We start from the raw sequence: 23,120 nt of genomic DNA, 5'->3' as shown, positions 1-23,120 counted from the left end.
CGTTCATGCCTTCTCAGCGAAGATTGGCTTTCTCGTTGTAGATCTTGAAGTCGACCAGCGTGCCGAGCATCTGCAGGTACGCGACGAGCGCGTCCATCTCCGTCGGCGTGCCGACCTTGCCGTCGAAGTTCCGCACGACGGCCTTGGCGTAGCGCTTGGTGAAGGCGTCGGACCCGGCATTCTCGGGATCGGCCTGGGCTTTCATGTCGGCGGCGGCATTGGCGATCTGCTCGTCGCTATAGGGGACGCCGACCGTCCTGAGCGCGCGCATGTCGCCCGCGATCGCATCCGGGTCGACCTCGGCCTTGCTGAGGAACGGATAGCCGGGCATCACCGACTGCGGCACGATCGCGCGCGGGTTGGTCAGATGGGTGACGTGCCAGTCGTCGGAGTACTTGGCGCCGACGCGGGCGAGATCCGGGCCGGTGCGCTTGGAGCCCCACTGGAACGGATGGTCGTACATGCTCTCGGCGGCGAGCGAGAAATGGCCGTAGCGCTCGACCTCGTCACGCAGCGGACGGACCATTTGCGAGTGGCAGAGATAGCAGCCCTCGCGGACGTAGACGTTGCGGCCCGCCAGCTCCAGCGGCGTGTAGGGCCTGACCCCGTCGACCTTCTCGATCGTGCTCTTGAGGTAGAACAGCGGGGTGATCTCGACGAGACCGCCGATCGCGATCACCAGCAGGATGCCGACGACCAGGATGATCGAGTTCTTTTCGAAGACTTGGTGGCGTGTCCAGAACGACATTGCTTTAGCTCCTCATTCCGCCGGCTGAAGAGCGACGGGCATCTGGACTTCCTGCTCGCCGACGCGAACGGTCATCCAGAGATTGTAGGCCATGATCAGCGCGCCGATCAGGAACAGGCCGCCGCCTGCCGCGCGGATGATGTAGAAGGGGTGCATCGCCTCGACGGTCTCGATGAAGGAATATTCGAGGAAGCCGAGCGAGGTGTAGGCGCGCCACATCAGGCCCTGCAGGATGCCGGACACCCACATCGCCGAGATGTAGAGAACGATGCCGAGGGTGGCGACCCAGAAGTGCCAGTTGACGAGCTTCAGGCTGTACAGGCCCTTGCGATTCCAGGCCCACGGCACCAAGCAGTACAGCGCGCCGAAGGAGACGAAGCCGACCCAGCCGAGCGCGCCGGAATGCACGTGGCCGATGGTCCAGTCGGTGTAGTGGCTGAGCGAGTTGACCACCTTGATCGACATCATCGGGCCTTCGAAGGTCGACATGCCGTAGAAGGCGACGGAGACCACGAGCATGCGCAGCACGGGGTCGGTGCGCAGCTTGTCCCAGGCGCCCGACAGCGTCATCAGGCCGTTGATCATGCCGCCCCAGGAGGGCATCCACAGCATGATCGAGAAGGTCATGCCCAGCGTCTGCGTCCAGTCCGGCAGCGCCGTGTAGTGCAGATGGTGGGGACCTGCCCAGATGTAGAGGAAGATCAGCGCCCAGAAGTGGATGATCGACAGCCGGTAGGAATAGATCGGCCGTTCGGCGCGCTTGGGGATGAAGTAGTACATGATGGCGAGGAAGCCGGCGGTCAGGAAGAAGCCGACCGCGTTGTGGCCGTACCACCACTGGAACATGGCGTCCTGGATGCCGCCCCAGGCGACGTAGGACTTCGAGCCGAACACCGAGACGGGAAGCGCCGGATTGTTGCCGAGATGCAGCACCGCGATCGTCACGATGAAGGCGAGATAGAACCAGTTCGCGACGAAGATGTGCGGCTCCTTGCGCTTGATGATCGTGACAAGGAAGACCAGCAGATAGACGACCCAGACGATGGTCAGCCACAAATCGGCGTACCATTCCGGCTCGGCATATTCCTTCGACTGAGTGACGCCGAGCAGATAGCCGGTGCCGGCGATCAGAATGAAGAAATTGTAGCCCAGGACGACGAACCACGGTGCGAGGTCGCCGGCGAGGCGGACGTGGCAGGATTTCTGCACCACGTAGAAGGAGGTCGCGATCAGCACGTTGCCGCCGAAGGCGAAGATCACGGCGGAGGTGTGCAGCGGCCGCAGGCGGCCGAAGCTGGTCCAGGGCAGATCGAAGTTCAGCGCGGGCCAAGCCAGCTGCGAGGCGATGATGAGGCCGACCAGGAAGCCGGCGATACCCCAGAACATCGCCATGAACGCCGAGAACTTGATCGGGCCCATATTGTAGTTGGGGCGTCCGTTGATCTCCGCCGGCGGCAGCGCCGCCGGGCGATCGAGGTAGCGGTTGACGATGACGAACAGCGCCGCGAGGCTCGCCGCCGCGCTGAGCGCGGCATGGAAGGCGAAGGGCGCATCGAGCGCCTTGGCCGAAGCGACCACGCACAGGAAGGCGGTGACTGCGAACACGACAGCCAAGCCGCTTTCACCGATGGTCATGGATTTGGAAATGGAGGGCTGGCTCATGCGGATTCTCTCTGAAAGAACACACCGCCAGAAACCACATTCATCCTCACCGGGAATTGATTGAAATCAAGGGCGGCACTTAAGTTCTCCGCAGCCACCCTTCGTGAAGGCAAGGACCGTGCGGCAAGCTCAACTGTATGTGGGCTGGCCGCAGCGGACGTGTTTCCCGCCGGAACTGGTCCGGCGTGGCGCGCAAACGGGAGCAGCCTCCGTATAATAACGGAGGGGACGATGAGATTGCCGGTCAGGGATGGTGCGTCAGTCGCGCGTCGTCGCCTTGAGCGCCGCGATGACGTCCTCGCGGGCGATGATCCCGACCAGCTTCTGCGCGTTGTTGAGCACGATGATGCTCCGGATGCGGTGCTCGACCATGATCTGGAGCACGCGCGTCAGCCGCGTATCGGGGCTGACATAGATGAACTCCGGCGTCATGACGTCGCCGACCTTGCGGCTCATCAGGTCGTGATAGCGCGGCATCATCTGGCTCGGCGTGAAGGCGAAGCACTTCAGGATGTCGAACTTGGTGACGATGCCGACCACCTGCCCGTCGTCCTCGACCGGATAGGAGTTGAAATCGTCGGTCTCGAACATCTCGCTGAGCTCGAACAAGTCACGGTCGCGCTGCACCGTCTTGACGTTGCGCGTCATGTAACCGTCGACGGTCTGTTCAAGAAATCTGTACACGGCGCGTCCTCCTCGATTCGATTCCGGCCGACCGTCAGTGCGACAGCAGCACGCAGCGGGCGGTCTGCGTCACCAGATACTGGGTGACGCCTCCCAGGATCAGTTCACGAAACCTCGAATGACCATAGGCGCCCGCGACGATCAGGCTGGCATCGACGTCCCCTGCGACTTTTTCCAATTGCGCCGAGGCGTTTCCGTTCCGGGTGCCTTCGTACAGGCGCGCCGTCGCCGTGACGCCATGGCGGGCGAGCCAGGCGGCGACGTCGGCGACGCCGGCCATCACGACCGAACGGTCGTCGTCTCGCTCGGGAATTGTCGCGATGGTGACGTCCCTCGCCTTGCGTAGCATCGGCAGCGCGTCGGCCACTGCCCGCCGCGCCTCCGGCGTATCCTTCCACGCCACCAGCACGCTGCGCAGGTCGAGCCACGTGACCCGATCGGGGACGACGAGAAGCGGGCGGCCGGCCTGCATCACCAGGTCCTTGGGGCTTGCGAGCGCAAAAGCATCGGAGAAGGCCGGGCTCTGCCCGCCGCTGACGATGATGTCGGCGCAGCGCGCCTGCGTTAGGAAGAATCGCGCCGGAAAGTCCATCGCGCTGCGCCACTCCGCATGTCCGCCGCGATTCTTGGTCGCTGCCCGGAATTGCGCCTCGAGGCCGGCCAGCCGCCGCTTGATCGAAGCCTCGCCCTCGTCGATCAGCGCTTGTGCCTCGGCGCCGTCGGTGAAATAGAGCGGCGGCGCGAACTGTGCCGCGGCGACCCCGACGATGGCCGCCTCGAATCGTTCGGCAAGCTCACCGGCCACCTGAAGACGCGCCTCGTTGGACTGATCGAGCGCCAGGCTGACCATCACCGTCGCGTATGTCATCGAGTATCTCCACATCACCGGGTTTTGTTGGAGCCTAAGCCCGCTGCCATGCAGCAGGATGAGATAGATCAAAATGAGCGCTTCCGGGCTCCCTTGTCCTTCCCAATGGAATCCGCCAGTGAATTCAACGTCCGCGCTTGCCTCGGAGCGCGCCTTGGGCGAAATTGCGCCAGCGGTAACGGCGTCCTGCCGACCGGGCCGAGATGAGGAGCAGAGTTTGGCGCCGACCCGCGAGACCCAACCGGCAAACGATGGTCGGAGCGAGCATTTCCCGGTTCGCATCGAGGAATTCGGGGTGGGCACCTGGGACCTCGATCTAAAGACGCACGAACTCGAATGGTCGGACATGGCCAGGCGGCTGTTTGGCCTCGAGCGGGACCAGACCGTCAGCTACGATCTCTTTCTTTCCTTGCTGGAACCCGGGGATCGGGACCACCTTCTGAAGGCGATCGGACGCGCCTCGGAAGGCGGCGGAGGACTTGATCTGTCCTTCAGGTTGGGCGGCGTCTCCGGGACCGGTCAATGGATCCGGGCCAGGGCCGGCGTGATCCGGGACGATTCAGGAACGCCACGTCATCTCAGCGGAATCTTCCTCGACATCAACGAAGAAAAGCATCTCGAGGACGCCCTGCGCTCCCAGGAGAACCATCTTCGCTCGATTCTCGAGACCGTGCCGGACGCCATGATCGTCATCGATTCCCGCGGCATCATGCAGCTGTTCAGCAGCGCGGCGGAGCGGCTGTTCGGCTACAGCCGGCAGGAAGCCATCGGCCGCAACGTCAGCATCCTGATGCCGGAGCCCGATCAGTCGCGTCACGACAGCTATCTCGTGCGCTATCTCAGGACGAATGATCCGCACATCATCGGCATCGGCCGCATCGTGACGGGAAAGCGGCGCGACGGCACGACTTTCCCGATGCACCTGTCCGTCGGGCAGACGCAGCGCGCCGGCGAGCCCTATTTCACCGGCTTCGTCCGCGACCTCACCGAGCACCAGCAGACCCAGGCCCGGCTCCAGGAATTGCAATCCGAGCTGGTCCACGTCTCGCGGCTGACCGCGATGGGTGAGATGGCCTCGGCGCTCGCCCACGAGCTCAACCAGCCGCTGGCGGCGATCAGCAATTACATGAAGGGGTCGCGGCGCCTTCTCGCCGGCAGCAGCGATCCCAACACGCCGAAGGTCGAAAACGCGCTGGATCGCGCGGCGGAGCAGGCCCTGCGCGCCGGCCAGATCATCCGGCGCCTGCGCGACTTCGTCTCTCGTGGCGAATCGGAGAAGCGGGTCGAAAGCCTGTCCAAGCTGATCGAGGAGGCCGGCGCGCTCGGGCTTGCCGGCGCGCGCGAGCAGAACGTGCAGCTCCGCTTCAGCCTCAATCCCGACGCTGATCTCGTGCTCGCCGACCGGGTGCAGATCCAGCAGGTGCTGGTCAATCTGTTCCGCAACGCGCTGGAGGCCATGGCGCAGTCGCCGCGCCGCGAGCTCGTCGTTGCCAACACCCGCGTCGCTGACGACATGATCGAGGTGGAGGTCTCCGACACCGGCGCCGGCTTCCGCGACGACGTTCTCCCCAATCTCTTCCAGACCTTTTTCACCACCAAGGACACCGGCATGGGCGTGGGGCTCTCCATCAGCCGCTCGATCATCGAGGCCCACGGCGGCCGCATGTGGGCCGAGAGCAACGCAGCTGGTGGAGCGACATTCCGCTTCACCTTGCCGGCAACTGACGAAAGCTGACCATGACGACCAAGGGACATGTCTACGTCATCGACGACGACGCAGCGATGCGCGATTCGTTGAATTTCCTGCTGGATTCCGCCGGCTTCCACGTCACGCTGTTCGGCGACGCCCTCGCTTTTCTCGAGGCCCTGCCCGGCCTCGGCTTCGGCTGCGTCGTCTCCGACGTGCGCATGCCCGGCCTCGACGGGATCGAGCTGCTCAAGCGGATGAAGGCGCAGCAGAGCCCGTTCCCGATCCTGATCATGACCGGTCATGGCGACGTGCCGCTCGCGGTCGAGGCGATGAAGCTCGGGGCCGTCGACTTTCTGGAAAAACCGTTCGACGACGACCGCCTCACCGCCATGATCGAGTCGGCGATCCGCCAGGCCGAGCCCGCCGCCAAGAACGAGGTCGTCGCGCAGGACATCGCCGCCCGCGTCGCGTCCTTGAGTCCCAGGGAGCGCCAGGTCATGGAAGGGCTGATTGCGGGCCTCTCCAACAAGCTGATCGCCCGCGAATACGACATCAGCCCGCGCACCATCGAGGTCTACCGGGCCAATGTCATGACCAAGATGCAGGCCAACAGCCTCTCGGAATTGGTCCGGCTGGCGATGCGCGCCGGCATGCTCAACGATTGAGGCAGGTCAAGGCACCTTGCCGGCGCAGTGCTAGCCAGAGGACATGATCGAGGTTAGCTCACATCCTGCGCGGTCGTCATCCCCTGCCCGGCCCACCGTCTTCGTGGTCGACGATGACGCCGCCGTCCTGGGATCCCTGCGGTTCCTGCTGGAGACCGACGGCTTTGCCGTACGGACCTTCAGGAGCGGCACGGCGCTGCTCAACATCGGCAGCGCGGCCGGACCGGACTGTTACGTCATCGACTACAAGATGCCGGACATCAACGGCATCGAGCTGGCCGGCCGCTTGCGCAAGTCCGACCGCGACGCGCCTGTGATCCTGATCACCGGCTATCCCGACGAGAACATCTCGGCCCGGGCGGCGACGGCGGGCATCAAGGAGGTGGTTTTGAAGCCGCTTCTCGAGGAAAACCTGGTCAAGTGCATCCGCCACGCCATCCAGGACCGCTCCGTCGCCTGACCTACGGGATTCTACGTAAGGCGCCCCCCTTAAGATATCGATCGAAATTTTCGAAGCCCCCGATACCGCGTACCAAGGCGCCATCACAACGGAGATGGCGCAGATGCTGACCCAGACGATCAACACCCCGGCGATCAACACCCAGCTTATCGGCAAGGCTGCTCCCGCCCATCCCGTCACCGACCAGTTCGGCGCCATCACCGGTCACGTGGGTCTGGTCGCCACGGAATTCTCCTACCGCAAGGACGAGGAGATCTATGGCGAGGACGAGCCGGCCGAATATGTCTACCAGGTCGTGTCGGGCGCCGTGAGCAGCTACAAGCTGCTTTCCGACGGTCGTCGCCAGATCGGCGCCTTCCATCTTCCCGGCGACGTGTTCGGCCTCGAATCCGGCCCCGCTCACCGCCTTGCCGCCGAAGCCATCATCGACACCACCGTGCGCCTCGTGAAGCGCGCGAGCCTTGAGAAGGCCGCCGGCACCGACGTCCAGGTCGCCCGCAAGCTCTGGGCGATGACCGCCTCCGAGCTGCGCCATGCCGAAGACCACATGCTGCTGCTGGGCCGCAAGACCGCGATGGAGCGCGTCGCGACCTTCCTGCTCGAGATGGACCGCCGCCTCGCCGTCGCCGGCATGATGGCGCTGCCGATGTGCCGCCGCGACATCGGCGACTATCTCGGCCTCACCCTCGAAACCGTGTCGCGCGCGCTGTCGCAGCTTCACACCCAGGGCATCCTCGGCTTCTCCGGCGCCCGCCAGATCGTGTTGCGCAACCGTCAGCGCCTGCAACATCTCGACGCCTGAGCTTCGCCTGCTCCTCCTCTCTACCAACTTGGCCGGCTGAACTCGTTTCGGCCGGCCATTTTCTTTTTGTTCTTTTGTCCGGCGATCATGCCGTACGCCTCGTCTCCGGCATCGCAAGGAGAATCAGCAAGAGTCCGGTCGCGGCAACGCCCGACAGCCCGATGAAGGCGGTCGCGTTGCCGAACTTGTCGCTGACATAGCCGCCGAGCACGGTGCTCAGCGATGCGCCGATGCCCGTTGCGGTGCCGACGATTCCTTGTGCCAGATTGAAATGGCCGCTGCCGAAGGCGACGTCGGCGACGATCAGTGGAATCATCACCGCGAATACGGCGGCGGTAATGCCGTCGAACACCTGCACGGCGACCAGCAGATAGGGATCGCGCACGGTCGCAAACAACAGGCCGCGAATCGCCAGCGCGCCGAACCCGATCAGCAGCAGCGGTCGCCGACCCCACGCCTGCGCCTTGCGCCCGACCGTCGGCGACAGCAGCGCCACGATCGCTTGGGGGACGACGATGCAAAAGGCGACGAGCACCGTCGCCCATTGGGCGGACCGCGCCGTCACCGCACTTGCCATCAGCGGCATCATCGAGGCGTTCGCCAGTTGCAGCAGCAGAACGCTCAAGGCAAAGATGATCAGCGGACGCTGCCGGATCAGGTGCCAGATATTGGTGTCGGCACGGTCGGCGGCTTCGGGCGGCATCTCGCCGTGGCAGCGCCTGATATCGACCTCATTCTCGCGGATGCGCGAGAGTGCGATCAGGGTCGGAATTACGAGCAGGAAGGTGACCAGGAAGACCGAGCGGCTCGACAGCAGATAGCCCGCCGTCCCCATCACTGCCGCCGCGACGCCGTTGCCGAGCGAGGCAAAGCGCGCGTTGCGGCCGAGCCGCTCGCCGATCGCGAGCGGACCGACAAGGCCCAGGCTGATGGCCGCAATCGCCGGCCCCAGCACGCAGCTCGCCATCGCATGCAGGGTGGCGGCGGTCACCACGACGGCGAAGATCGGCATCGCGGCATAGGCCAGCGCGCAGGTCCCGATGGTCGCGATCGCGAGGGCGGCGACGAGACGCTCCGATTTCGCGGCATCGATGATCGCCCCGCCCGGCATCTGCCCGATCAACGCGACGATGCCGCCGATCGACAGCACGAGGCCGATCTCGACCTGGGTCCATTTCTGGGTGGTCAGATAGACCGCGATGAAAGGGCCGAATCCGGTCTGCACGTCGGCGAGGAAGAAGATGAACCAGTCGAGGCCGCGCAGGCTCTGGCGCGACGGCGCAGGGACGCCGGCGACCGAAGGCGCTGCGACGTTGTCCTGCTCAACGCGGCCCTCCCGATCTGCATGGTTCGGCTTCCTCGACAACAGCACAGGCGGTGGGCCCTCCCCGCACCTCACTGGATCGCTTGCAGCGGTTGAAGGCTGCCGGACGCGCCGAGCACGACGATCGGCGTGTCCTCCTTGTATTCCGGCGCGGCCGCGACCTGCGCCTTGGTCAATTCCAGCGTGATGCTGTCCTTCTTGTTGGCGATCTTGCCGAAGCGCAACGCGTTCCATTCCACCACGATCTTGCGGCTGCCGACGCCGAGAAACCCGCCGAAATCGATCGCGGCAGCGCGCACATGGCCGGTGCGATCGACGATAACGTCGACGATGCGGCCCATGTCCTCGCCGGCCGCACTGCGCACGTCGCGGCCGAGCACGCCGTGAGCCTCGCTCGCGCCGATGATGGTCACCGACGGCGGCGGGGCGGCGTCCTTGGGCGTCACCGGAACGGTCGAGGCCGGCGGCTGGGTCGCCGGCGCGTTGGCCTCGCGCGGGCCTGTCGGCGGCTCGTCCGCGGCGTGCGAGGTGGCGACCGCCAGGCTCGCAACGATGGCCATACCAAGGATCAATGCTCCATTCGCACGCATGACGCCCTCCTTGCGCGCTGCTAGCGCGCCAGCACGATCGAGACCTGGATCTGGCCACGCGTGCGCATCACCTCCAGCGCCACGTCGTCGCCGTGGCGGCTGACGCGCAGATCGACGCTGGAATCGCCCAGGCGCAGATCGCGCAGGATCACCTCGTTGAGGAACGCCGGCAGATGCGGGTTGCGCAGGCGAATCTCGCCGCGCGCGACGTCGAATTCGAGTCCGAGCGCCGCCTCCAGGAGCGTGAACGGTGTCGCGCTGGCCCAGGCCTGCGGCGCACAGGCGACCGGATAGAGCGTCGGGCCTCGCCGCTTCTCGCGCCGGAAGCCGCAGAACAATTCGGGCAGCCGGCGCAGGTCCATGTAGGTCGCCGCGTCGAACAGCCCCTTGAAGACATGCGCCACCGAGTGCTTGAGGCCGTAGCGCGCGAGCCCGAGCGCGATCAGCGCGTTGTCGTGCGGCCAGATCGACCCGTCATGGTAGGACATCGGATTGTAGCGCGCTTCGCCCTGCGCGACGGTGCGGATGCCCCAGCCCGAGAAGAAATGCGGCCGCATCAGATCGGCAGCGACGAGGCGGGCGCGGTCCTCGCGGATCATGCCGCTGAACAGCACCTGACCTGCGTTCGAGGTCCGCACCTTGCAGGGCCGCTTCCTGCCGTCGAGGGCGAGCGCATAAGTGCCGAGCTCCTCGCACCAGAACGCCTGCTCGAAGCGTTCGGCCAGCGCTCTCGCCTCGGCTTCGAGCTTGCGCGCACGGTCCGGCTTGCCGAGCCGCAAGGCGCAACGCGCGGCCAGCTGCTTGGCGGCATAGACGTAGCCCTGGACTTCGGCGAGCGCGATATTGCCTTCCGCGAGCTTTCCATCGGCGTGAAAGATCGCGTCGTAGGAATCCTTCCAGCCCTGGTTGGCCAGCCCCTTCTCGGTCGCGCGCTGGTATTCGACGAAGCCGTCCTGGTCGGGATCGCCGGGACCGTCGATCCAGGCCAGCCCCGCCTCGATCGCCGGCCACAGCTCGATCAAGGTCTTCTCGTCTCCGGTCCGTTCGAAATAGCTGCCGGCGAGCAGGACGAACAGTGCGGTGGAATCGACGCTGCCGTAATATTGCGCGAACGGCACCTCCCGCAGCGCCGCCATCTCTCCGCCGCGCATCTCGTGCAGGATCTTGCCGGGAGCGGCATCGGCAAGCGGATCGACGGCCTTGGCCTGGAAATGCGCGAGCCGGCGCAAGACGCCTTTGGCGATGCGCGGATCGACCCACAGCATCTGGAGCGCGGTGATCAGGCCGTCGCGGCCGAACGTCGTCGAGTACCAGGGAATGCCGGCATAGGGATAACGCCCCTGCGGCGTCTCCGTCATCAGCATGTTGAGGTCGGCCATGGCCTGGCACAGCACCTCGTTGAAGATGTTGTTGGAGGTCTCGATGCTGGCGGCGCCCATAGTGGAATGGCGCATCTCGCGGCGGTGAGCGAGCAGTCCCCGGAAGAACCGCGCCGGCTTCTCCGCGATCGGCCGGTTGCAGGACACGGCCAAGAACAGCGATGCCGATTCGTGCGGGTCCAGCTCGAGCTGCCAGGTCGCCGCATTCACCGACAGCCGCGTCGGACGCGGATCGAAATGCAGCCCCGTGGTGCGCTCGGTGCCGTCGAGACCGCGATACTCGAACAGCACGTCGGTCGGCCCGAGCAATCTGCTCGTGCCGGTCCCGCGATGCGGGCGGCGCTCGCCGCGAACCTCGAACAGGTCGGCAAAGTCATTGTCGAACAGCAACGTCAGCTCGAAGCTGGTGCGCCGCTCGCCATGGTTCTGCACGCCGATGCGCTGATAGGCGGTGCCACGCCAGAGGAAGATCGTGCGCACGATGTGCAGCAGATCCTTCTGCAGGACGAGGCTGTCCTGCCGGTAGATGTCCGGATTGGTCAGATCGACGGTCAGCGCCGAATTGTCGTCACGCAGGTTGGAGCCGAGCAACAGCGGCTGGAGATCGTCGAGCACGAGCTCGAGCCGCGCGAGGTAGCGCGTATCGTGATGGAACAGGCCATCCGGCCCGCCTGCCGATGCGCCGATGTCACCATGGCTGTCGAGCACGATGAACATGTCGTCGTGCTTGAGCGATCGCCGCGGCCGCGCCGATGGCCCGGTCATCGGAATGTAGAAAGGTTGCTCCGCGACCTGTTCGGAGGTCCGCGTCACGGAGACGAGTTGGGTTACGGCTTCGGCCGACATGAGCAGCTCCCCTGCGCTTGTTTTGAAACGCGACCGACTCGAGAACGCGACTGTTGGCTTACGCGGCGGCTTGCGCCAGCCTACTCATTTCCTGCGTGACCAGTTCACGATAGGGTCCGTGCCCCTGCATGAGGCGCTCGGGCGATCCGTCTTCGATGATCTTACCATTTCTCAGCACCACCACGCGGTCGAAATTGCGCAGCGTTGCCAGCCGATGCGCGATCGCGATCACGGTGCGGCCACGCATCAGGCGCGACAGCGCCTCGCGGATCGCCTCCTCGGATTCGCTGTCGAGCGCGGCGGTGGCCTCGTCCAGCAGCAGGATCGGCGCGTCCTTCAGGAAGGCGCGCGCGATCGCGATGCGCTGGCGCTGGCCGCCGGACATCTTGACGCCGCGGTCGCCGACCATGGTGTCGAGACCTTCGGGCAGGCCGTCGATGAAGTCGCAGCGCGCCGCGATCGCCGCGCGCAGCACCTCGTCGTCGGTCGCGTTCGGGCGGCCGTAGCGGATGTTCTCGCGAATGGAGCGATGAAACAAGGAAATGTCCTGCGGCACGACGGAGATCGCCTCGCGCAGGCTCAGCTGCGTGACCTTCGAAATGTCCTGCCCATCGATGGTGACGTTGCCCTCGTCGACGTCGTAGAAGCGCTGCAGCAGCGTGAACAGCGTCGACTTGCCGCCGCCGGACTGGCCGACCAGGCCGACGCGCTGGCCGGGCTGCAAGCGAAGGCTGAACCGCTCGAAGATCTTCTCCCCGCCGGGATAGCCGAAGGTGACGTTGTTGAACGCGATCGCCGCGCCGCTCTTGACCAGCGGCTCGGCCTCGGGATGGTCGCGCAGCTCGTGCGGCACCAGCAGCGTCGCGATCGCCTCGGTCAGGCGCGCGACGTGCTGGGTGACGTCGACCAGCGCCACCGCGAGATCGCGCGTCGCGCTCAGGATGGAGATGCCTAGCGTACAGACCAGCACGACGTCGCCGGTGGTCGCCGCACCCTTCTGCCAGAGTGTGATGGCCCAGGCCATCAGCGCGATCGTCAAGAGCACGGTCACGGCGGCATGCAGCAACCGCAGCTTTTCCAGATAGCGCAGGCTGCGGCTTCGCGCAGTCAGCTCACGGTTGACGGTCGCGTCGAACCGCTCATGCTCGTGGCCGATGCCGCAGAAGGCCCGCACCAGCGGCATGTTGCTGATGACGTCGATCATCTCTCCGTCGACCGCGGCCGCCTTGTCGGCGAAATCGTCGTGCAGCGGCTTGCCGGCGGCGGCAAGGTGAAACATGGTGACAACCATGCCGCCGGCGATCACGATGAGGCCGAGCGCCATATAAGGACTGACGGTTCCGATCAGCGCGATCGCCGCAATTGTGGCGATGCAGGGCGGCAACACATTCCAGACGAACATGTTCTCGACCGTGAACACCGCGTTCGAGGTCGCCGTGATCCGGCTCGTTAGCATCCCCGGCATCCGGTCCGAGAAATAGCTGGGCGCGTGTCCGGTCAGATGACGAAATATGTCACGCCGTAAATCGCCCGTGACCCGGACAAAGGTGAAGCTCGCCGTCCAGCTTGCGATCCGCCACAGGAAGTTGTCGGCGGCGATCAGCGACATGAGCAGAATGAATGCCAGCCATACGCCACCGCCCTGCGATGGTCCCGCCGACAAGGCGTCGACGAGAGATTTGACGCCGTACTGGGTGCCTACGGAGCAGGCAACCGCTCCGACTACCGCGGTGAGGATCACCAGATGCGACGCCATTCGCATCCGAAGATAGCGCAAGACAAAGGCAAATGGCCTGCGCGCGTATCCAGAAAGATGATCCATATGGCTGTCGCCCCGTTGTTCTGTTGTTCGTTTCGTTACTGGTCGAGTGAACATCGACCGCTTCCGCTCGGTTCCCCGGCGGCGCCATCACGACATGCGGATGCGGACGATCTGCGAAGATGTGGTGGCAGCATCGCGACGCTCCCCGGACGTGTCGAATAAGTAACGTTTGGGAGAAGGAACTTCGCAGGTGCGGGAACGTTCCCCTGTCTGGCATAGCCGGTGCCGTACTGGCGGGGGTTTCGACAATCATGATCGCAGAGGAGATGGTGAGATGCGCATCGCGCAGGTAGCTCCGTTGACGGAGGCTGTTCCACCCAAGCTTTATGGCGGCACCGAGCGGGTGGTGCACTGGTTGACGGAAGAGCTGGTGGCCCTTGGACACGACGTGACGCTTTTCGCCAGCGGCGACTCGCAAACCTCGGCCAAGCTCGATGCCTTGTGGCCGAAGGCGCTCCGCCTCGACGGTTCCGTGCGCGATCCCAATGCGCTGCACATGGTGCTGCTGGAGCAGGTGCGGCAGAAATGTGACGACGAGGAATTCGACTTCCTCCACTTCCATCTCGATTATTATCCCTGGTCGCTGTTTCACCGGCAGCCGACGCCGTTCCTGACCACGCTGCACGGCCGGCTCGACCTGCCGGAGCATCAGCCGGTCTTCAACACCTTCTCCAAGATGCCCGTCATCTCGATCTCCAATGCGCAGCGGCGACCGGTGCCGCAGGCCAATTGGGTGACGACGATCCATCACGGTCTTCCGGAGAACCTGCTGACGCCGAAGTCCGCGCGACAGGAATATCTCGCCGTGCTCGGCCGCATCGCGCCGGAGAAGGGCGTCGATCGCGCCATCAAGATTGCGACCCATTGCGGCATTCCGCTGAAGATCGCGGCCAAGGTCGATCGTGCCGACCAGGATTACTACGACGAGCTGATCCGGCCGATGATCGAGAACAACCCGCTGGTGGAGTTCATCGGCGAGATCAGCGATCACGAGAAGTCCGATTTCCTCAGCGGCGCGCTCGGGCTGCTGCTGCCGATCGACTGGCCGGAGCCGTTCGGCCTCGTGATGATCGAGGCCATGGCCTGCGGAACGCCGGTCGTCGCCTTCAACCGCGGCTCGGTGCCCGAGATCATCGACGAGGGGCTGACCGGCTTCATCGTCGAGGACGTGATCAGCGCGGCGGGCGTGGTGAACCGTCTTCCGCAACTCGACCGCGCCGCGATCCGCAGGCAATTCGAGACGCGCTTCACGGCGCGGCGCATGGCGCTGGACTATCTCGCCGCCTACCGCAGCCTCGCCGAAGAAAAGGCGCCGCGGATCAAGCTGGTGAGCAGCGCGGAGTAAGTGGCCACGAGCAACTCTCGTGTCCCGGCTCTGCAGCGCACCGCTGAAGAAGCGCTGCGCTGCGTCCGGGGCACGAGCCGCCCTACACCACCACCGCCCGCTTCGGCTCGACGATCTCGAACATCCTCGGGAATTCGTCCGTCAGGCCCATCAGCTCGGCCAGCTTCATCGGGTTGCCCGATAGCTTGACCTTGCCGGCCGCAACCGCCTCCGGAAAGCTCGTCAGCTTGGCGATCACCTCGTCGAGCGTTGCGCGCGCCAGCGTGAAGCTGGCATCGGCGCCTTCGGCCTGCACCCCCTCGGTGTAGGTGAGCGCGCAGTTCTCCAGATTGAGCACGAAGGTCTCGCCGGTGTCGGAAAAGCTCCAGTTCAGGACGATGTGCTTGCCTTCCGCCTTCGGACCGTTGAGGCGAATACCTAGCACGTCCCAGAGCTGCGAAGTGCGCAGCGCTGCCAGCGTCTCGCGCGGCATCGGCGGGCGGGCCGGCACCTTCGGCATGCCCTGGCGCAATTCCTGGGCGCCGAACAGATAGGCGTTGCGCCAGGTCGCACTTTCGGCGGCGTAGCCGAGCTGCTCCAGCGTATCGGCCAAGAGACCGCGGGCCGCCGCATTGTCGGGCGCGGCGAAGACGAGATGGCCGAGCACTTGCGCGACGAAGCGGAATTCACCCTTGTCGAAATCGGTGCGCGCCCGCGCCAGGATCGCGTCCGCCCCGCCCATGTACTCGACATACTTCTTGCCGGACTCGACCGGCGGCAGCGGATCGAGATTGACCGGATTGGCGTCGTACCAGCCGAGATATTTCTGGTAGATCGCCTTCACATTGTGGCGGATGTGGCCGTAATAGCCGCGGCCGTGCCAGGCGCCCTCCAGGCTCTTCGGCAGCTTGATCGTCTCGGCGATCTCGGCGGCGGTGAGGCCGTGATTCATCAGGCGGATGGTCTGGTCATGCGCGAATTTGTAGAGGTCGCGCTGCTGCCTGATCATCGTGCCGATGCGCTCGCGTCCCCACACCGGCCAGTGATGCTGGCCGCACATCGCCTCCGCCTTGCCGTCCCAAAGCTGCAAGGCCTCGCCCAGATACTTCGACCAGGCCAGCGCGTCGCGCACGTCGGCGCCGCGGAACGGCAGCAGGTTGTGGAAATTGTGCGTGCAGTTCTCGGCGAGGTTCAAGAGCTTGTAGCGCGGGACGAAGAAGTGCATCTCCGCCGGCGCTTCGCTGTTCGGCGCCATCTGGAATTCGAACGCAACGCCGTCGATCACGCGCGTGTCGCCGGTCGCCATGATCAGGTCGGTCGGGCGCAACAGCGCAACCGATCCCGCCGCCATCGACTTGCCGAGACCGCAATCGACCTGTCCCCGCGCCCCCTTGGCGAGCAACGGCCCGAACTGGTACTGCGCCCGGCGCAGCATCGCCGGTCCCGCAATGATGTTCTCGGAGACGGCATGCTCCATGAACAGGTTCGGCGCGATGAGGGGCACGCGGCCGCTGGCGAGCGCATCCTCCTCCACCACGCCGCGGGCACCGCCCCAATGGTCGGTGTGGGTGTGCGTGAAGATGACGGCCGAGACCGGCTTCACGCCGCGATGCCTGAAATAGAGATCGAGCGCGGCGCGGGCGCCCTCGATCGAGGTCAGGGTGTCCACGACGATGACACCGCTGTCGCCCTCGATCAGCGTCATGTTGGCAATGTCGAGCCCGCGCACCTGGTAGACGCCGGGCACGACCTCGAACAGGCCGTGCTGCATGTTGAGGCGCGACTGCCGCCACAGGCTGGGATTGACCGTGGGCGGCGCCTCTTCGGCGGATAGGAAGCCGTAGGGCTCGAGGCTCCAGACCGTCCGCCCTTGCGGATTTGTGATCGTCGCATTCTCGATCGTGCCGAGGAAGCCGCGCGCAGCATCGTCGAAATCCCGCGTGTCGGAAAACGGCAGCGCGTTCAGCATCGCCGCTTGCTGCGCGATGACGGAGGGCGTTGCGTCCTTCGGCTCGCTGCTGGATTCCGTCATGTTGCTCCTCCCGGCCCGTTGCGCGGCATCTAACCGCATCTCGCGGTCGATTGCCATCACTGGCCGCGGCAGCAGGCGGTGCCTCTTTCCTTCTCCCCTTGCGGGAGAAGGTGGCGCGAAGCGCCGGATGAGGGGCTTCTTTCCGTCTCGCAAGACTGTTCGTGAGGAGAGAAAGACCCCTCACCCGGCTTCGCTTCGCGAATCCACCCTCTCCCGCAAGGGGAGAGGGATTCAGCACTCGCCGCTACATCCCCAGCAGCCTCGGCAGCCACAGCGACAGGCCGGGCCAATACGTCACCACCACGAGGAAGCCCAGCATGGTGAGCAGCCATGGCCACACCGCCACCGTGAGCTCGGTGATCCCCATCTTGGCGATGCCGGAGGCGACGTAGAGATTGAGGCCGACAGGCGGATGGCACAGGCCCACCTCCATGTTGACCGTCATCAGGATGCCGAAATGAATGGGATCGATGCCGAGCTTGACCGCGACCGGAAACAGGATCGGCGCCATGATCAGGATGATCGAGGACGGCTCCATCACGTTGCCTGCGATCAGCAGCAGCAGGTTGACGAGCAGCAGGAACCCGATCCACCCCAGGCCCTGGTCGATCATCCATTGCGCCAGCGCCTGCGGCACGTTCTCGTAGGTCATCAGGAACGAGAACAGCACGGCGTTGGTGATGATGTAGAGCAGCATCGCCGAGAGGTTCGCCGATGACAGCAGCACCCGCGGCACGTCGCGCAGCTTCAGATCCTTGTAGATGAACACCGCGACGATGAAGGCGTAGACCGCGCTGACGGCGGCGGCTTCGGTCGGCGTGAACAGGCCGCTGTAGATGCCGCCGATCACGATCACGATGAGCAGAATGCCCCAGATCGACTTGCGGAAGGCGTCGAGACGCTCGAGGAAGGTGGCCTTCGGCATCCGCGGATAATCGTTGCGCCAGGCCCGGTAGAACGTCGTGGCGCCCAGCAGGGAGGCCAGCACCAATCCCGGCACGATGCCGGCGATGAAGAGCTTGCCGACCGAGCTGTTGGTGGAGACGGCGTAGAGCACCATCGGGATCGAGGGCGGAATCAGGATGCCGAGCGAGCCCGAGGTCGTGATCACGCCCGCGCCAAACCGCTTCGGGAAGCCTTGCGCGACCATCGCCGGCAGGATCACCGAGCCGATCGCCACCACGGTCGCCGGCGACGAGCCGGAGATCGCGGCGAACAGCGCGCAGGCCACCACGCCCGACAGGGCGAGACCGCCGTACCAATGGCCGACCAGCGAGGTTGCGAAGGTGATCATTCGCCGCGCCACCCCGCCATGGGTCAGGAAGTTGCCGGCGAGGATGAAGAACGGGATCGCCATGATCTCGAAATTCTCGATGCCGGTGAACAGCTTCAGCGCTACCGATTCGGTTCGCACGTCGGTCAGCGTGAACATGAAGCTGAGCACGGTGAGACCCAGCGCGATCGAGATCGGCATGCCCGTGAGCATCAGGGACAGCAGCAACGCGAACACGATGAAGACGCGCAGGCCCTGCGGCAGTGCGATGATGTGGGCCGCATGAGCGATGCACACGGCAACGATCAGCACCGGCAGCAGCATCAGGATCCAGCCGAGCGGGCTGCGCTCGTCCCGAACCACCTGCGTGGGCGTGACCGGGGCCGGATGCACGGGATCCACCTCGACGCCTTCGACGCCCGCCACGTCGTGGTGCGGCAGCTCGCCGGTGCGGTAGAACGACCAGGCGACCTGCAGGAAGCGGAAGCACATCAGCCCGGAGCCGACCGGGATGGTGAGATAGACAATCCACATCGGCGCTTCTAGATCGTTGGACTGCTGGCCGCTGTGCCACATGTGGCCGACGAAGGCGGCTCCGAAATAGGCGATGATGGCGGTGAAAAGTGCGCCGCACAGCAGGCCGAAGGTGATCACGCGCCGGCGCGATCCGCCCGGAAGGATGTTGACCAGCACGTCGACGCCGACATGGATGCCGGTCCGCACGCCGTAAGCGGCGCCGAACTTCGCCATCCAGATGAACATGTAGATGCAGAGCTCCTGCGCCCAGGACAGGTCAATCGCGGCAAGCCACGCGAACACCGCGCGCATCGGGACGGCCAGGAAAGCCAGGTTGCGGGCTTCGGCCCATTTGGCGATGTCGATCGACAGCCCGGCGCCGTAGCGGTGCAGCACGGCGACGAAGATCAGCGACGTCGCGGCCGCGATCATCGTCGCGATCAGCCATTCCTCGAGATGATCGAGAAAACGATTCAGCACTCGCAGCAACTTGGTCCCCCCAGCTTCGGCTCGTCCATTCAAGAGTGAAACGGCCGGGAGTGCGATCACCCCCGACCGTCGGCGTTGTTCTTATTGGGGCGCAGCCCGTCAGTTCATCTTGACGTCGAGTTCCTTGGCAAGGAGATCGAGCACCTCCTGCCCGACCCGCCCCTTTGCCCATTTATAAGTCGGCTGCATCGCCTCCTGCCAGGCCTTGCGGTCGGCGTCGGTGAGATAATGCAGGTTGGTCTTGCCCGTCTTCTTGATCTCGGCCAGCGCGTCCTCGTTCTCCTGGCGCGCGATCGAGTTGGTGTAGTCGGTCGCCTCCGCCATCGCCTTGTCCAGCTGGCCGCGGATGTCGGGCGGCAGGCCCGACCAGAACTTGGAATTGACGATCACGGCATATTGCAGATGGGCATGATAGGACACGGTGATGTCCTTCTGCACCTCGTAGAACTTCTGCGTCAGGTAGTTCGACGCCGTGTTCTCGCAGCCGTCGACCACGCCGGTCTGCAGGGCCTGGTACACCTCCGAGAACGCCATGATCTGAGGGATCGAGCCCATGATGCGGAGATATTGGTCGGCGATCTTCGATCCGGAGATCCGGAATTTGAGACCCTGGAAATCCGTCGGCTTCAGCAAGGCGCGGTTGGCGGAGAGCATGTGAAAGCCGTTGTCCCAATAGGCGAGGCCGGTGATGCCCTTGGCCTCGAGCTTCTGGAACAGCCATTTGCCGATCGTGCCCTTCATCGCGTTGGCATAGACCGCATCGTCCTTGAACAGCCAGGGCAGATCCAGCGCTTCGAACTCCTTGACGCCGAGCGGCGCGAATTTCGCGGTGGAAGGCGCGAGCATCTGCACCGAGCCGAGCTGCAGCGCCTCGATTTCCTCCTTGTCCTTGTAGAGCGTGGAGTTCGGATAGACTTCGACCTTGACCTTGCCGTCGGTGTATTTCTCGGCCAGCTCCTTGAATTTCAGCGAGCCCTTCCCTTTCGGGGTGTCGTTGGCGACGACGTGGCTGAACTTGATGACGATCGGGGCTTGCGCCGACGCAGCGGCGGGGGCCAGACCGAATGCGGCCGCCGCGACCGCGAGTAGCAGTTTGCGCATGAAAACCTCCCCAACAACCTCGAAACCGGGTTCTTTTTGTTTTGCGGTCAGTACTGGCAGCAATCCGCAAGCCGAACAACCAGACCTAAGCCCAATTTACCGCACCCAAGCTATCTTGACGGACGCTGTCTGCGCAACCCGGCACGCGCGCCCGTTCGTAGGAACGAGCGCTTATATCGCATTGCGGCAATGCATCAGCCCTTGCGCTGGGCGACCATGAAGAGGCGGCGGAACGGGAACAGGGTCTGTCCCGCCGCATTCTTCGGATAGGCCTTCGCAACGCGCGCGCCATAGGCAGCTTCGAACGCGATCTTCTCGTCCCCCGCGAGCACGTCGAGATAGCGTGTCAGCCAGGTCCCCTTGGTCCATTCCTTGACCGGGTTGTCGCCTTCGAGCACTTGCAGGTATTCGGTCTCCCAGATGTCGATATTGGCCGACATCGGCGCGAGAAGATCATGGTAGTAGGCCGGCCCCTCGACCGGCGGCGGCGTGACGAGATGCTCGACCTTGGACCGCCATGGACCATCGAGCGCGGTCTCGCCGATCAACACATGCGACGGCGCCAGGAAGTTGCGCGGCATCTGCACCGCAAGCATGCCGCCAGGCTTCACCCTCTCCATCACCGACGGAAACAGTGCCGCATGATTGGGCAGCCAGTGCAGTGCGGCATTGGAATAGATCAGATCGTATAGCCTGGCCGGATGCCAATGGCCGAGATCTTCATGTGACCATTCCACATCCGGTGCCGCCTTGCGGCCGGCCGCGACCATCTCGGCCGAACCTTCGACACCGGTCACGCTCGCCTCCGGCCAGCGCTCCCTAATGAGTTTCGTGACGTTGCCGGCGCCCGCGCCGAGATCGACAATCTCGCGTGGGCCAAAATCCGGAATCCGCATCAAGAGGTCGACGGCGGGCCGGAGCCGATGGCCGGAGAATTTCAGATATTGCTGCGGATCCCAGACCATGCCCAACGCCTTTTCTTTTTCGTGTTTCCTTCAACGCCGCTCTTGGTTACCACTGCTCGTCCCGCTCAGGCAATTCGCAAGGCCGCCGGGACGGGACAGGAAGCGATCAGCAACAAGCAAGAACAACCAAGAGAGCGTGTCACCATGGACCTCGGGCTCAAATCGAAAACCGCTGTTGTCACCGGCGCGAGCATCGGCATCGGACGCGCCATTGCAAAAGGCCTCGCGGCCGAAGGCGTGCGCGTCGTCGGCGTGGCGCGGCGCGGCGACTTGCTCGCAGAGCTCGTGAAGGAAGTCGGCGGCGGCCTGATCACGCCGTTCGAGCAGGACGTCATGGCCAAGGACGCGGCGGAGCGGATCGCGGCTTTCGCGTTGAAGGAGCTCGGCCATGTCGACATCCTCATCAACAATGCCGGCGGCAGCCGGCCGCTGCCGGTCGATGCGCCCGACAGCAAATGGGACGAGGCGATCGCGCTGAACTTCACCAGCTACCGCCGCATCGCGCATGCGCTGCTGCCGCAGATGATCGAACGCAAATGGGGCCGCATCGTCAACATCACCGGCAAGTCGGAGCCCGAAGGCCTCAACGCCGCCTTCGCCGCCAAGGCCGCGGTGCACGCCTGGGCCAAGGGCCTGTCGCGCGAGATCGGCGAGCACGGCATCACCATCAATTGCATCCCGCCCGGCCGCATCATGAGCGAGCAGATCCGCCGCAACTACGCACCCGATTATCGCGAGCGCTTTGCGGAAGAGGAAATTCCGGTCGGCTATTGGGGCGAGCCGGAGGATCTGGCGGCGCTCGCGGTGTTCTTGGCCTCACCGGTGGCCCGGTACATCACGGGCACGGTGATCCCGGTTGACGGCGGATTGCGGCGGTATCAGTTTTAGCACACCCGCAAATCACCGCTGGCGGCTTGCTGTACCCAGCGCATCGCGCCGCCACGCGCCCGGGCTGACGCCGGTAATCGCGGAGAAGACCCGCGTGAAGTGGCTCTGGTTGGCAAAACCGGCCGAAATCGCTACCTCGGACAGCGATGAACTGCGCTCGCCCATGAGACGCTTGGCGGTTCTCACGCGATGATGCAGAAGCCAGCGATGCGGCGGCAGGCCGGTCGCAGCGCGAAACGCACGAGAGAAATGGCTGACGGAGAGGCCGAGCTCCGCAGCGATCGCCTGCAACGGCAACTTTCCGGCCAGGTTGGCCTCAAGCTTGTCGCATGCGCGCGCGAGCTGCCATGGCGCAAGCGCACCGCGGCTGGTCTCAGCCTTGTGCCGAAAGCCTCCATAGGTCTCCGCGACATGAGCCGTGAGCGCCAGCATCATATGATCGATGAAAAGTTGGTTGGCTTCGTCCGGCCGGCGCAATCCATCGCGCAAGCAAATGCCGATATTACGGACGGTGGCATCATCGTGCCCGACGGGGCTGCAGTCGAGCGTATCGATGCGGCGCGCTCCCGATTGATCGGCAAGGCCATCGAGCGCCGAACGCGGCACGTAGAAGTGCAGAGAGTGAAACGGCTTGTCGATCACGTAGCGGGGGTCGGCCCTGAGATCGTATAGATAGGTCGTCCCGGCATGGACATCCGCCTTGGTGAGGTGACGACCTTGCTCCCAGATCTCGCATTCCGGGTAGTCGCGCAATTTCAGACTGACGAGATAGGCATCTTCCGCAGCAAACGAGCCGGACAGACCCAGCACGGGATCGTCGTGCCGCGTTTCCGTCACTGCGATCTCGGCGTTGCGCAGCGACCGGGTCATCAGCGTGGACGGCACTTCATCGAGACGGAGGAATGCACCGATCCGTTCGCCGTACGCACCTGTTCTGGTCATCCCATGTCTCCTCCGTAACGTCGAGGAGCAGGCCATGCAACCTGCCATTT

At 64.6% G+C, this 23,120-nt stretch carries 19 protein-coding genes and 1 pseudogene; 6 read left to right on the top strand and 14 right to left on the bottom strand.

Going from position 1 to position 23,120, the window contains the following annotated elements; all coding sequences use genetic code 11:
* Window positions 1-13 precede the first annotated feature (13 nt).
* The 4 genes from ccoO to DCM80_RS21140 form a co-directional block, all read right to left on the bottom strand.
* Window positions 14-748: a cytochrome-c oxidase, cbb3-type subunit II gene (ccoO, locus tag DCM80_RS21155; protein ID WP_257193502.1), complete on the bottom strand. Its 735-nt coding sequence runs from the start codon at window positions 746-748 to the stop codon at window positions 14-16.
* A gap of 12 nt (window positions 749-760) precedes the next feature.
* Window positions 761-2,410 carry a cytochrome-c oxidase, cbb3-type subunit I gene (ccoN, locus tag DCM80_RS21150; RefSeq protein ID WP_028135112.1) on the bottom strand — a complete coding sequence of 550 codons (1,650 nt, stop codon included), beginning with the start codon at window positions 2,408-2,410 and terminating at the stop codon, window positions 761-763.
* Between the two features lie 258 nt (window positions 2,411-2,668).
* On the bottom strand, window positions 2,669-3,094 hold the full coding sequence (locus DCM80_RS21145) for an HPP family protein (protein ID WP_257193501.1): 426 nt from the start codon (window positions 3,092-3,094) through the stop codon (window positions 2,669-2,671).
* Window positions 3,095-3,128: 34 nt separating this feature from the next.
* Window positions 3,129-3,962: a universal stress protein gene (locus DCM80_RS21140; RefSeq protein ID WP_257193500.1), complete on the bottom strand. Its 834-nt coding sequence runs from the start codon at window positions 3,960-3,962 to the stop codon at window positions 3,129-3,131.
* Window positions 3,963-4,179: 217 nt separating this feature from the next.
* Between DCM80_RS21140 and fixL the strand changes: the two genes are divergently transcribed.
* The 4 genes from fixL to DCM80_RS21120 all read left to right on the top strand — a co-directional run bounded on the left by fixL (window position 4,180) and on the right by DCM80_RS21120 (window position 7,579).
* A complete protein-coding gene (fixL, locus tag DCM80_RS21135; RefSeq protein WP_257193499.1) occupies window positions 4,180-5,697 on the top strand; it encodes a sensor protein FixL in 1,518 nt (505 codons plus the stop codon).
* 2 nt (window positions 5,698-5,699) lie between these two features.
* Window positions 5,700-6,317: a response regulator FixJ gene (fixJ, locus tag DCM80_RS21130; RefSeq protein WP_257193498.1), complete on the top strand. Its 618-nt coding sequence runs from the start codon at window positions 5,700-5,702 to the stop codon at window positions 6,315-6,317.
* Between the two features lie 43 nt (window positions 6,318-6,360).
* Complete coding sequence (locus DCM80_RS21125) at window positions 6,361-6,777, top strand: response regulator (RefSeq protein ID WP_257193497.1); 417 nt, start codon at window positions 6,361-6,363, stop codon at window positions 6,775-6,777.
* Between the two features lie 103 nt (window positions 6,778-6,880).
* Entirely contained in the window at window positions 6,881-7,579 is a 699-nt protein-coding gene (locus DCM80_RS21120; protein WP_257177260.1) for a helix-turn-helix domain-containing protein, read from the top strand.
* 85 nt (window positions 7,580-7,664) lie between these two features.
* On the opposite strand, the gene DCM80_RS21115 is transcribed toward DCM80_RS21120, so the two are convergent.
* The 4 genes from DCM80_RS21115 to DCM80_RS21100 are packed head-to-tail and all read right to left on the bottom strand — an operon-like array spanning window position 7,665 to window position 13,540.
* A complete protein-coding gene (locus DCM80_RS21115; protein WP_257193495.1) occupies window positions 7,665-8,951 on the bottom strand; it encodes an MFS transporter in 1,287 nt (428 codons plus the stop codon).
* A gap of 23 nt (window positions 8,952-8,974) precedes the next feature.
* Window positions 8,975-9,493, bottom strand: coding sequence for a PRC-barrel domain-containing protein (locus DCM80_RS21110; protein ID WP_257193493.1), 519 nt, complete (start codon window positions 9,491-9,493; stop codon window positions 8,975-8,977).
* Window positions 9,494-9,513: 20 nt separating this feature from the next.
* Window positions 9,514-11,718 carry an amylo-alpha-1,6-glucosidase gene (locus tag DCM80_RS21105; RefSeq protein WP_257193492.1) on the bottom strand — a complete coding sequence of 735 codons (2,205 nt, stop codon included), beginning with the start codon at window positions 11,716-11,718 and terminating at the stop codon, window positions 9,514-9,516.
* 58 nt (window positions 11,719-11,776) lie between these two features.
* Window positions 11,777-13,540 carry an ABC transporter ATP-binding protein gene (locus DCM80_RS21100; protein ID WP_257177256.1) on the bottom strand — a complete coding sequence of 588 codons (1,764 nt, stop codon included), beginning with the start codon at window positions 13,538-13,540 and terminating at the stop codon, window positions 11,777-11,779.
* Between the two features lie 274 nt (window positions 13,541-13,814).
* Between DCM80_RS21100 and DCM80_RS21095 the strand changes: the two genes are divergently transcribed.
* Window positions 13,815-14,885 carry a glycosyltransferase family 4 protein gene (locus DCM80_RS21095; protein ID WP_257193490.1) on the top strand — a complete coding sequence of 357 codons (1,071 nt, stop codon included), beginning with the start codon at window positions 13,815-13,817 and terminating at the stop codon, window positions 14,883-14,885.
* An 82-nt stretch (window positions 14,886-14,967) separates the two neighbouring features.
* On the opposite strand, the gene DCM80_RS21090 is transcribed toward DCM80_RS21095, so the two are convergent.
* The 5 genes and pseudogenes from DCM80_RS21090 to DCM80_RS21070 form a co-directional block, all read right to left on the bottom strand.
* Window positions 14,968-16,896 carry an alkyl/aryl-sulfatase gene (locus DCM80_RS21090; RefSeq protein ID WP_257193488.1) on the bottom strand — a complete coding sequence of 643 codons (1,929 nt, stop codon included), beginning with the start codon at window positions 16,894-16,896 and terminating at the stop codon, window positions 14,968-14,970.
* A 244-nt stretch (window positions 16,897-17,140) separates the two neighbouring features.
* Window positions 17,141-18,421 carry a TRAP transporter large permease gene (locus DCM80_RS21085; RefSeq protein WP_257197992.1) on the bottom strand — a complete coding sequence of 427 codons (1,281 nt, stop codon included), beginning with the start codon at window positions 18,419-18,421 and terminating at the stop codon, window positions 17,141-17,143.
* A gap of 219 nt (window positions 18,422-18,640) precedes the next feature.
* Window positions 18,641-19,117 (bottom strand): annotated as a pseudogene (locus DCM80_RS21080) (TRAP transporter small permease); the annotation flags it as partial.
* Between the two features lie 156 nt (window positions 19,118-19,273).
* Entirely contained in the window at window positions 19,274-20,275 is a 1,002-nt protein-coding gene (locus DCM80_RS21075) for a DctP family TRAP transporter solute-binding subunit (RefSeq protein WP_257193487.1), read from the bottom strand.
* 194 nt (window positions 20,276-20,469) lie between these two features.
* Window positions 20,470-21,240, bottom strand: coding sequence for a methyltransferase domain-containing protein (locus DCM80_RS21070; protein WP_257193485.1), 771 nt, complete (start codon window positions 21,238-21,240; stop codon window positions 20,470-20,472).
* Window positions 21,241-21,384: 144 nt separating this feature from the next.
* Here DCM80_RS21070 and DCM80_RS21065 point away from each other — a divergent pair, with 144 nt between their 5' ends.
* On the top strand, window positions 21,385-22,128 hold the full coding sequence (locus DCM80_RS21065) for an SDR family NAD(P)-dependent oxidoreductase (protein WP_257193484.1): 744 nt from the start codon (window positions 21,385-21,387) through the stop codon (window positions 22,126-22,128).
* Window positions 22,129-22,140: 12 nt separating this feature from the next.
* Here DCM80_RS21065 and DCM80_RS21060 read toward each other — a convergent pair whose 3' ends face one another.
* Window positions 22,141-23,070: an AraC family transcriptional regulator gene (locus DCM80_RS21060; RefSeq protein WP_257193483.1), complete on the bottom strand. Its 930-nt coding sequence runs from the start codon at window positions 23,068-23,070 to the stop codon at window positions 22,141-22,143.
* Window positions 23,071-23,120: the final 50 nt, after the last annotated feature.

The sequence above is a fragment of the Bradyrhizobium sp. WBOS08 genome (assembly GCF_024585125.1).
Lineage (GTDB): Bacteria > Pseudomonadota > Alphaproteobacteria > Rhizobiales > Xanthobacteraceae > Bradyrhizobium > Bradyrhizobium japonicum_B.
This window is presented reverse-complemented; position numbering and strand designations above follow the sequence as displayed.

Bases quoted from the DNA above. Each gene is read 5' to 3' on its own strand.
- ccoO (WP_257193502.1), bottom strand. From the start codon at position 748: ATGTCGTTCTGGACACGCCACCAAGTCTTCGAAAAGAACTCGATCATC.
- ccoN (WP_028135112.1), bottom strand. From the start codon at position 2,410: ATGAGCCAGCCCTCCATTTCCAAATCCATGACCATCGGTGAAAGCGGC.
- DCM80_RS21140 (WP_257193500.1), bottom strand. From the start codon at position 3,962: ATGACATACGCGACGGTGATGGTCAGCCTGGCGCTCGATCAGTCCAAC.
- fixJ (WP_257193498.1), top strand. From the start codon at position 5,700: ATGACGACCAAGGGACATGTCTACGTCATCGACGACGACGCAGCGATG.
- DCM80_RS21125 (WP_257193497.1), top strand. From the start codon at position 6,361: ATGATCGAGGTTAGCTCACATCCTGCGCGGTCGTCATCCCCTGCCCGG.
- DCM80_RS21120 (WP_257177260.1), top strand. From the start codon at position 6,881: ATGCTGACCCAGACGATCAACACCCCGGCGATCAACACCCAGCTTATC.
- DCM80_RS21110 (WP_257193493.1), bottom strand. From the start codon at position 9,493: ATGCGTGCGAATGGAGCATTGATCCTTGGTATGGCCATCGTTGCGAGC.
- DCM80_RS21105 (WP_257193492.1), bottom strand. From the start codon at position 11,718: ATGTCGGCCGAAGCCGTAACCCAACTCGTCTCCGTGACGCGGACCTCC.
- DCM80_RS21100 (WP_257177256.1), bottom strand. From the start codon at position 13,540: ATGGATCATCTTTCTGGATACGCGCGCAGGCCATTTGCCTTTGTCTTG.
- DCM80_RS21095 (WP_257193490.1), top strand. From the start codon at position 13,815: ATGCGCATCGCGCAGGTAGCTCCGTTGACGGAGGCTGTTCCACCCAAG.
- DCM80_RS21090 (WP_257193488.1), bottom strand. From the start codon at position 16,896: ATGACGGAATCCAGCAGCGAGCCGAAGGACGCAACGCCCTCCGTCATC.
- DCM80_RS21075 (WP_257193487.1), bottom strand. From the start codon at position 20,275: ATGCGCAAACTGCTACTCGCGGTCGCGGCGGCCGCATTCGGTCTGGCC.
- DCM80_RS21070 (WP_257193485.1), bottom strand. From the start codon at position 21,240: ATGGTCTGGGATCCGCAGCAATATCTGAAATTCTCCGGCCATCGGCTC.
- DCM80_RS21065 (WP_257193484.1), top strand. From the start codon at position 21,385: ATGGACCTCGGGCTCAAATCGAAAACCGCTGTTGTCACCGGCGCGAGC.
- DCM80_RS21060 (WP_257193483.1), bottom strand. From the start codon at position 23,070: ATGACCAGAACAGGTGCGTACGGCGAACGGATCGGTGCATTCCTCCGT.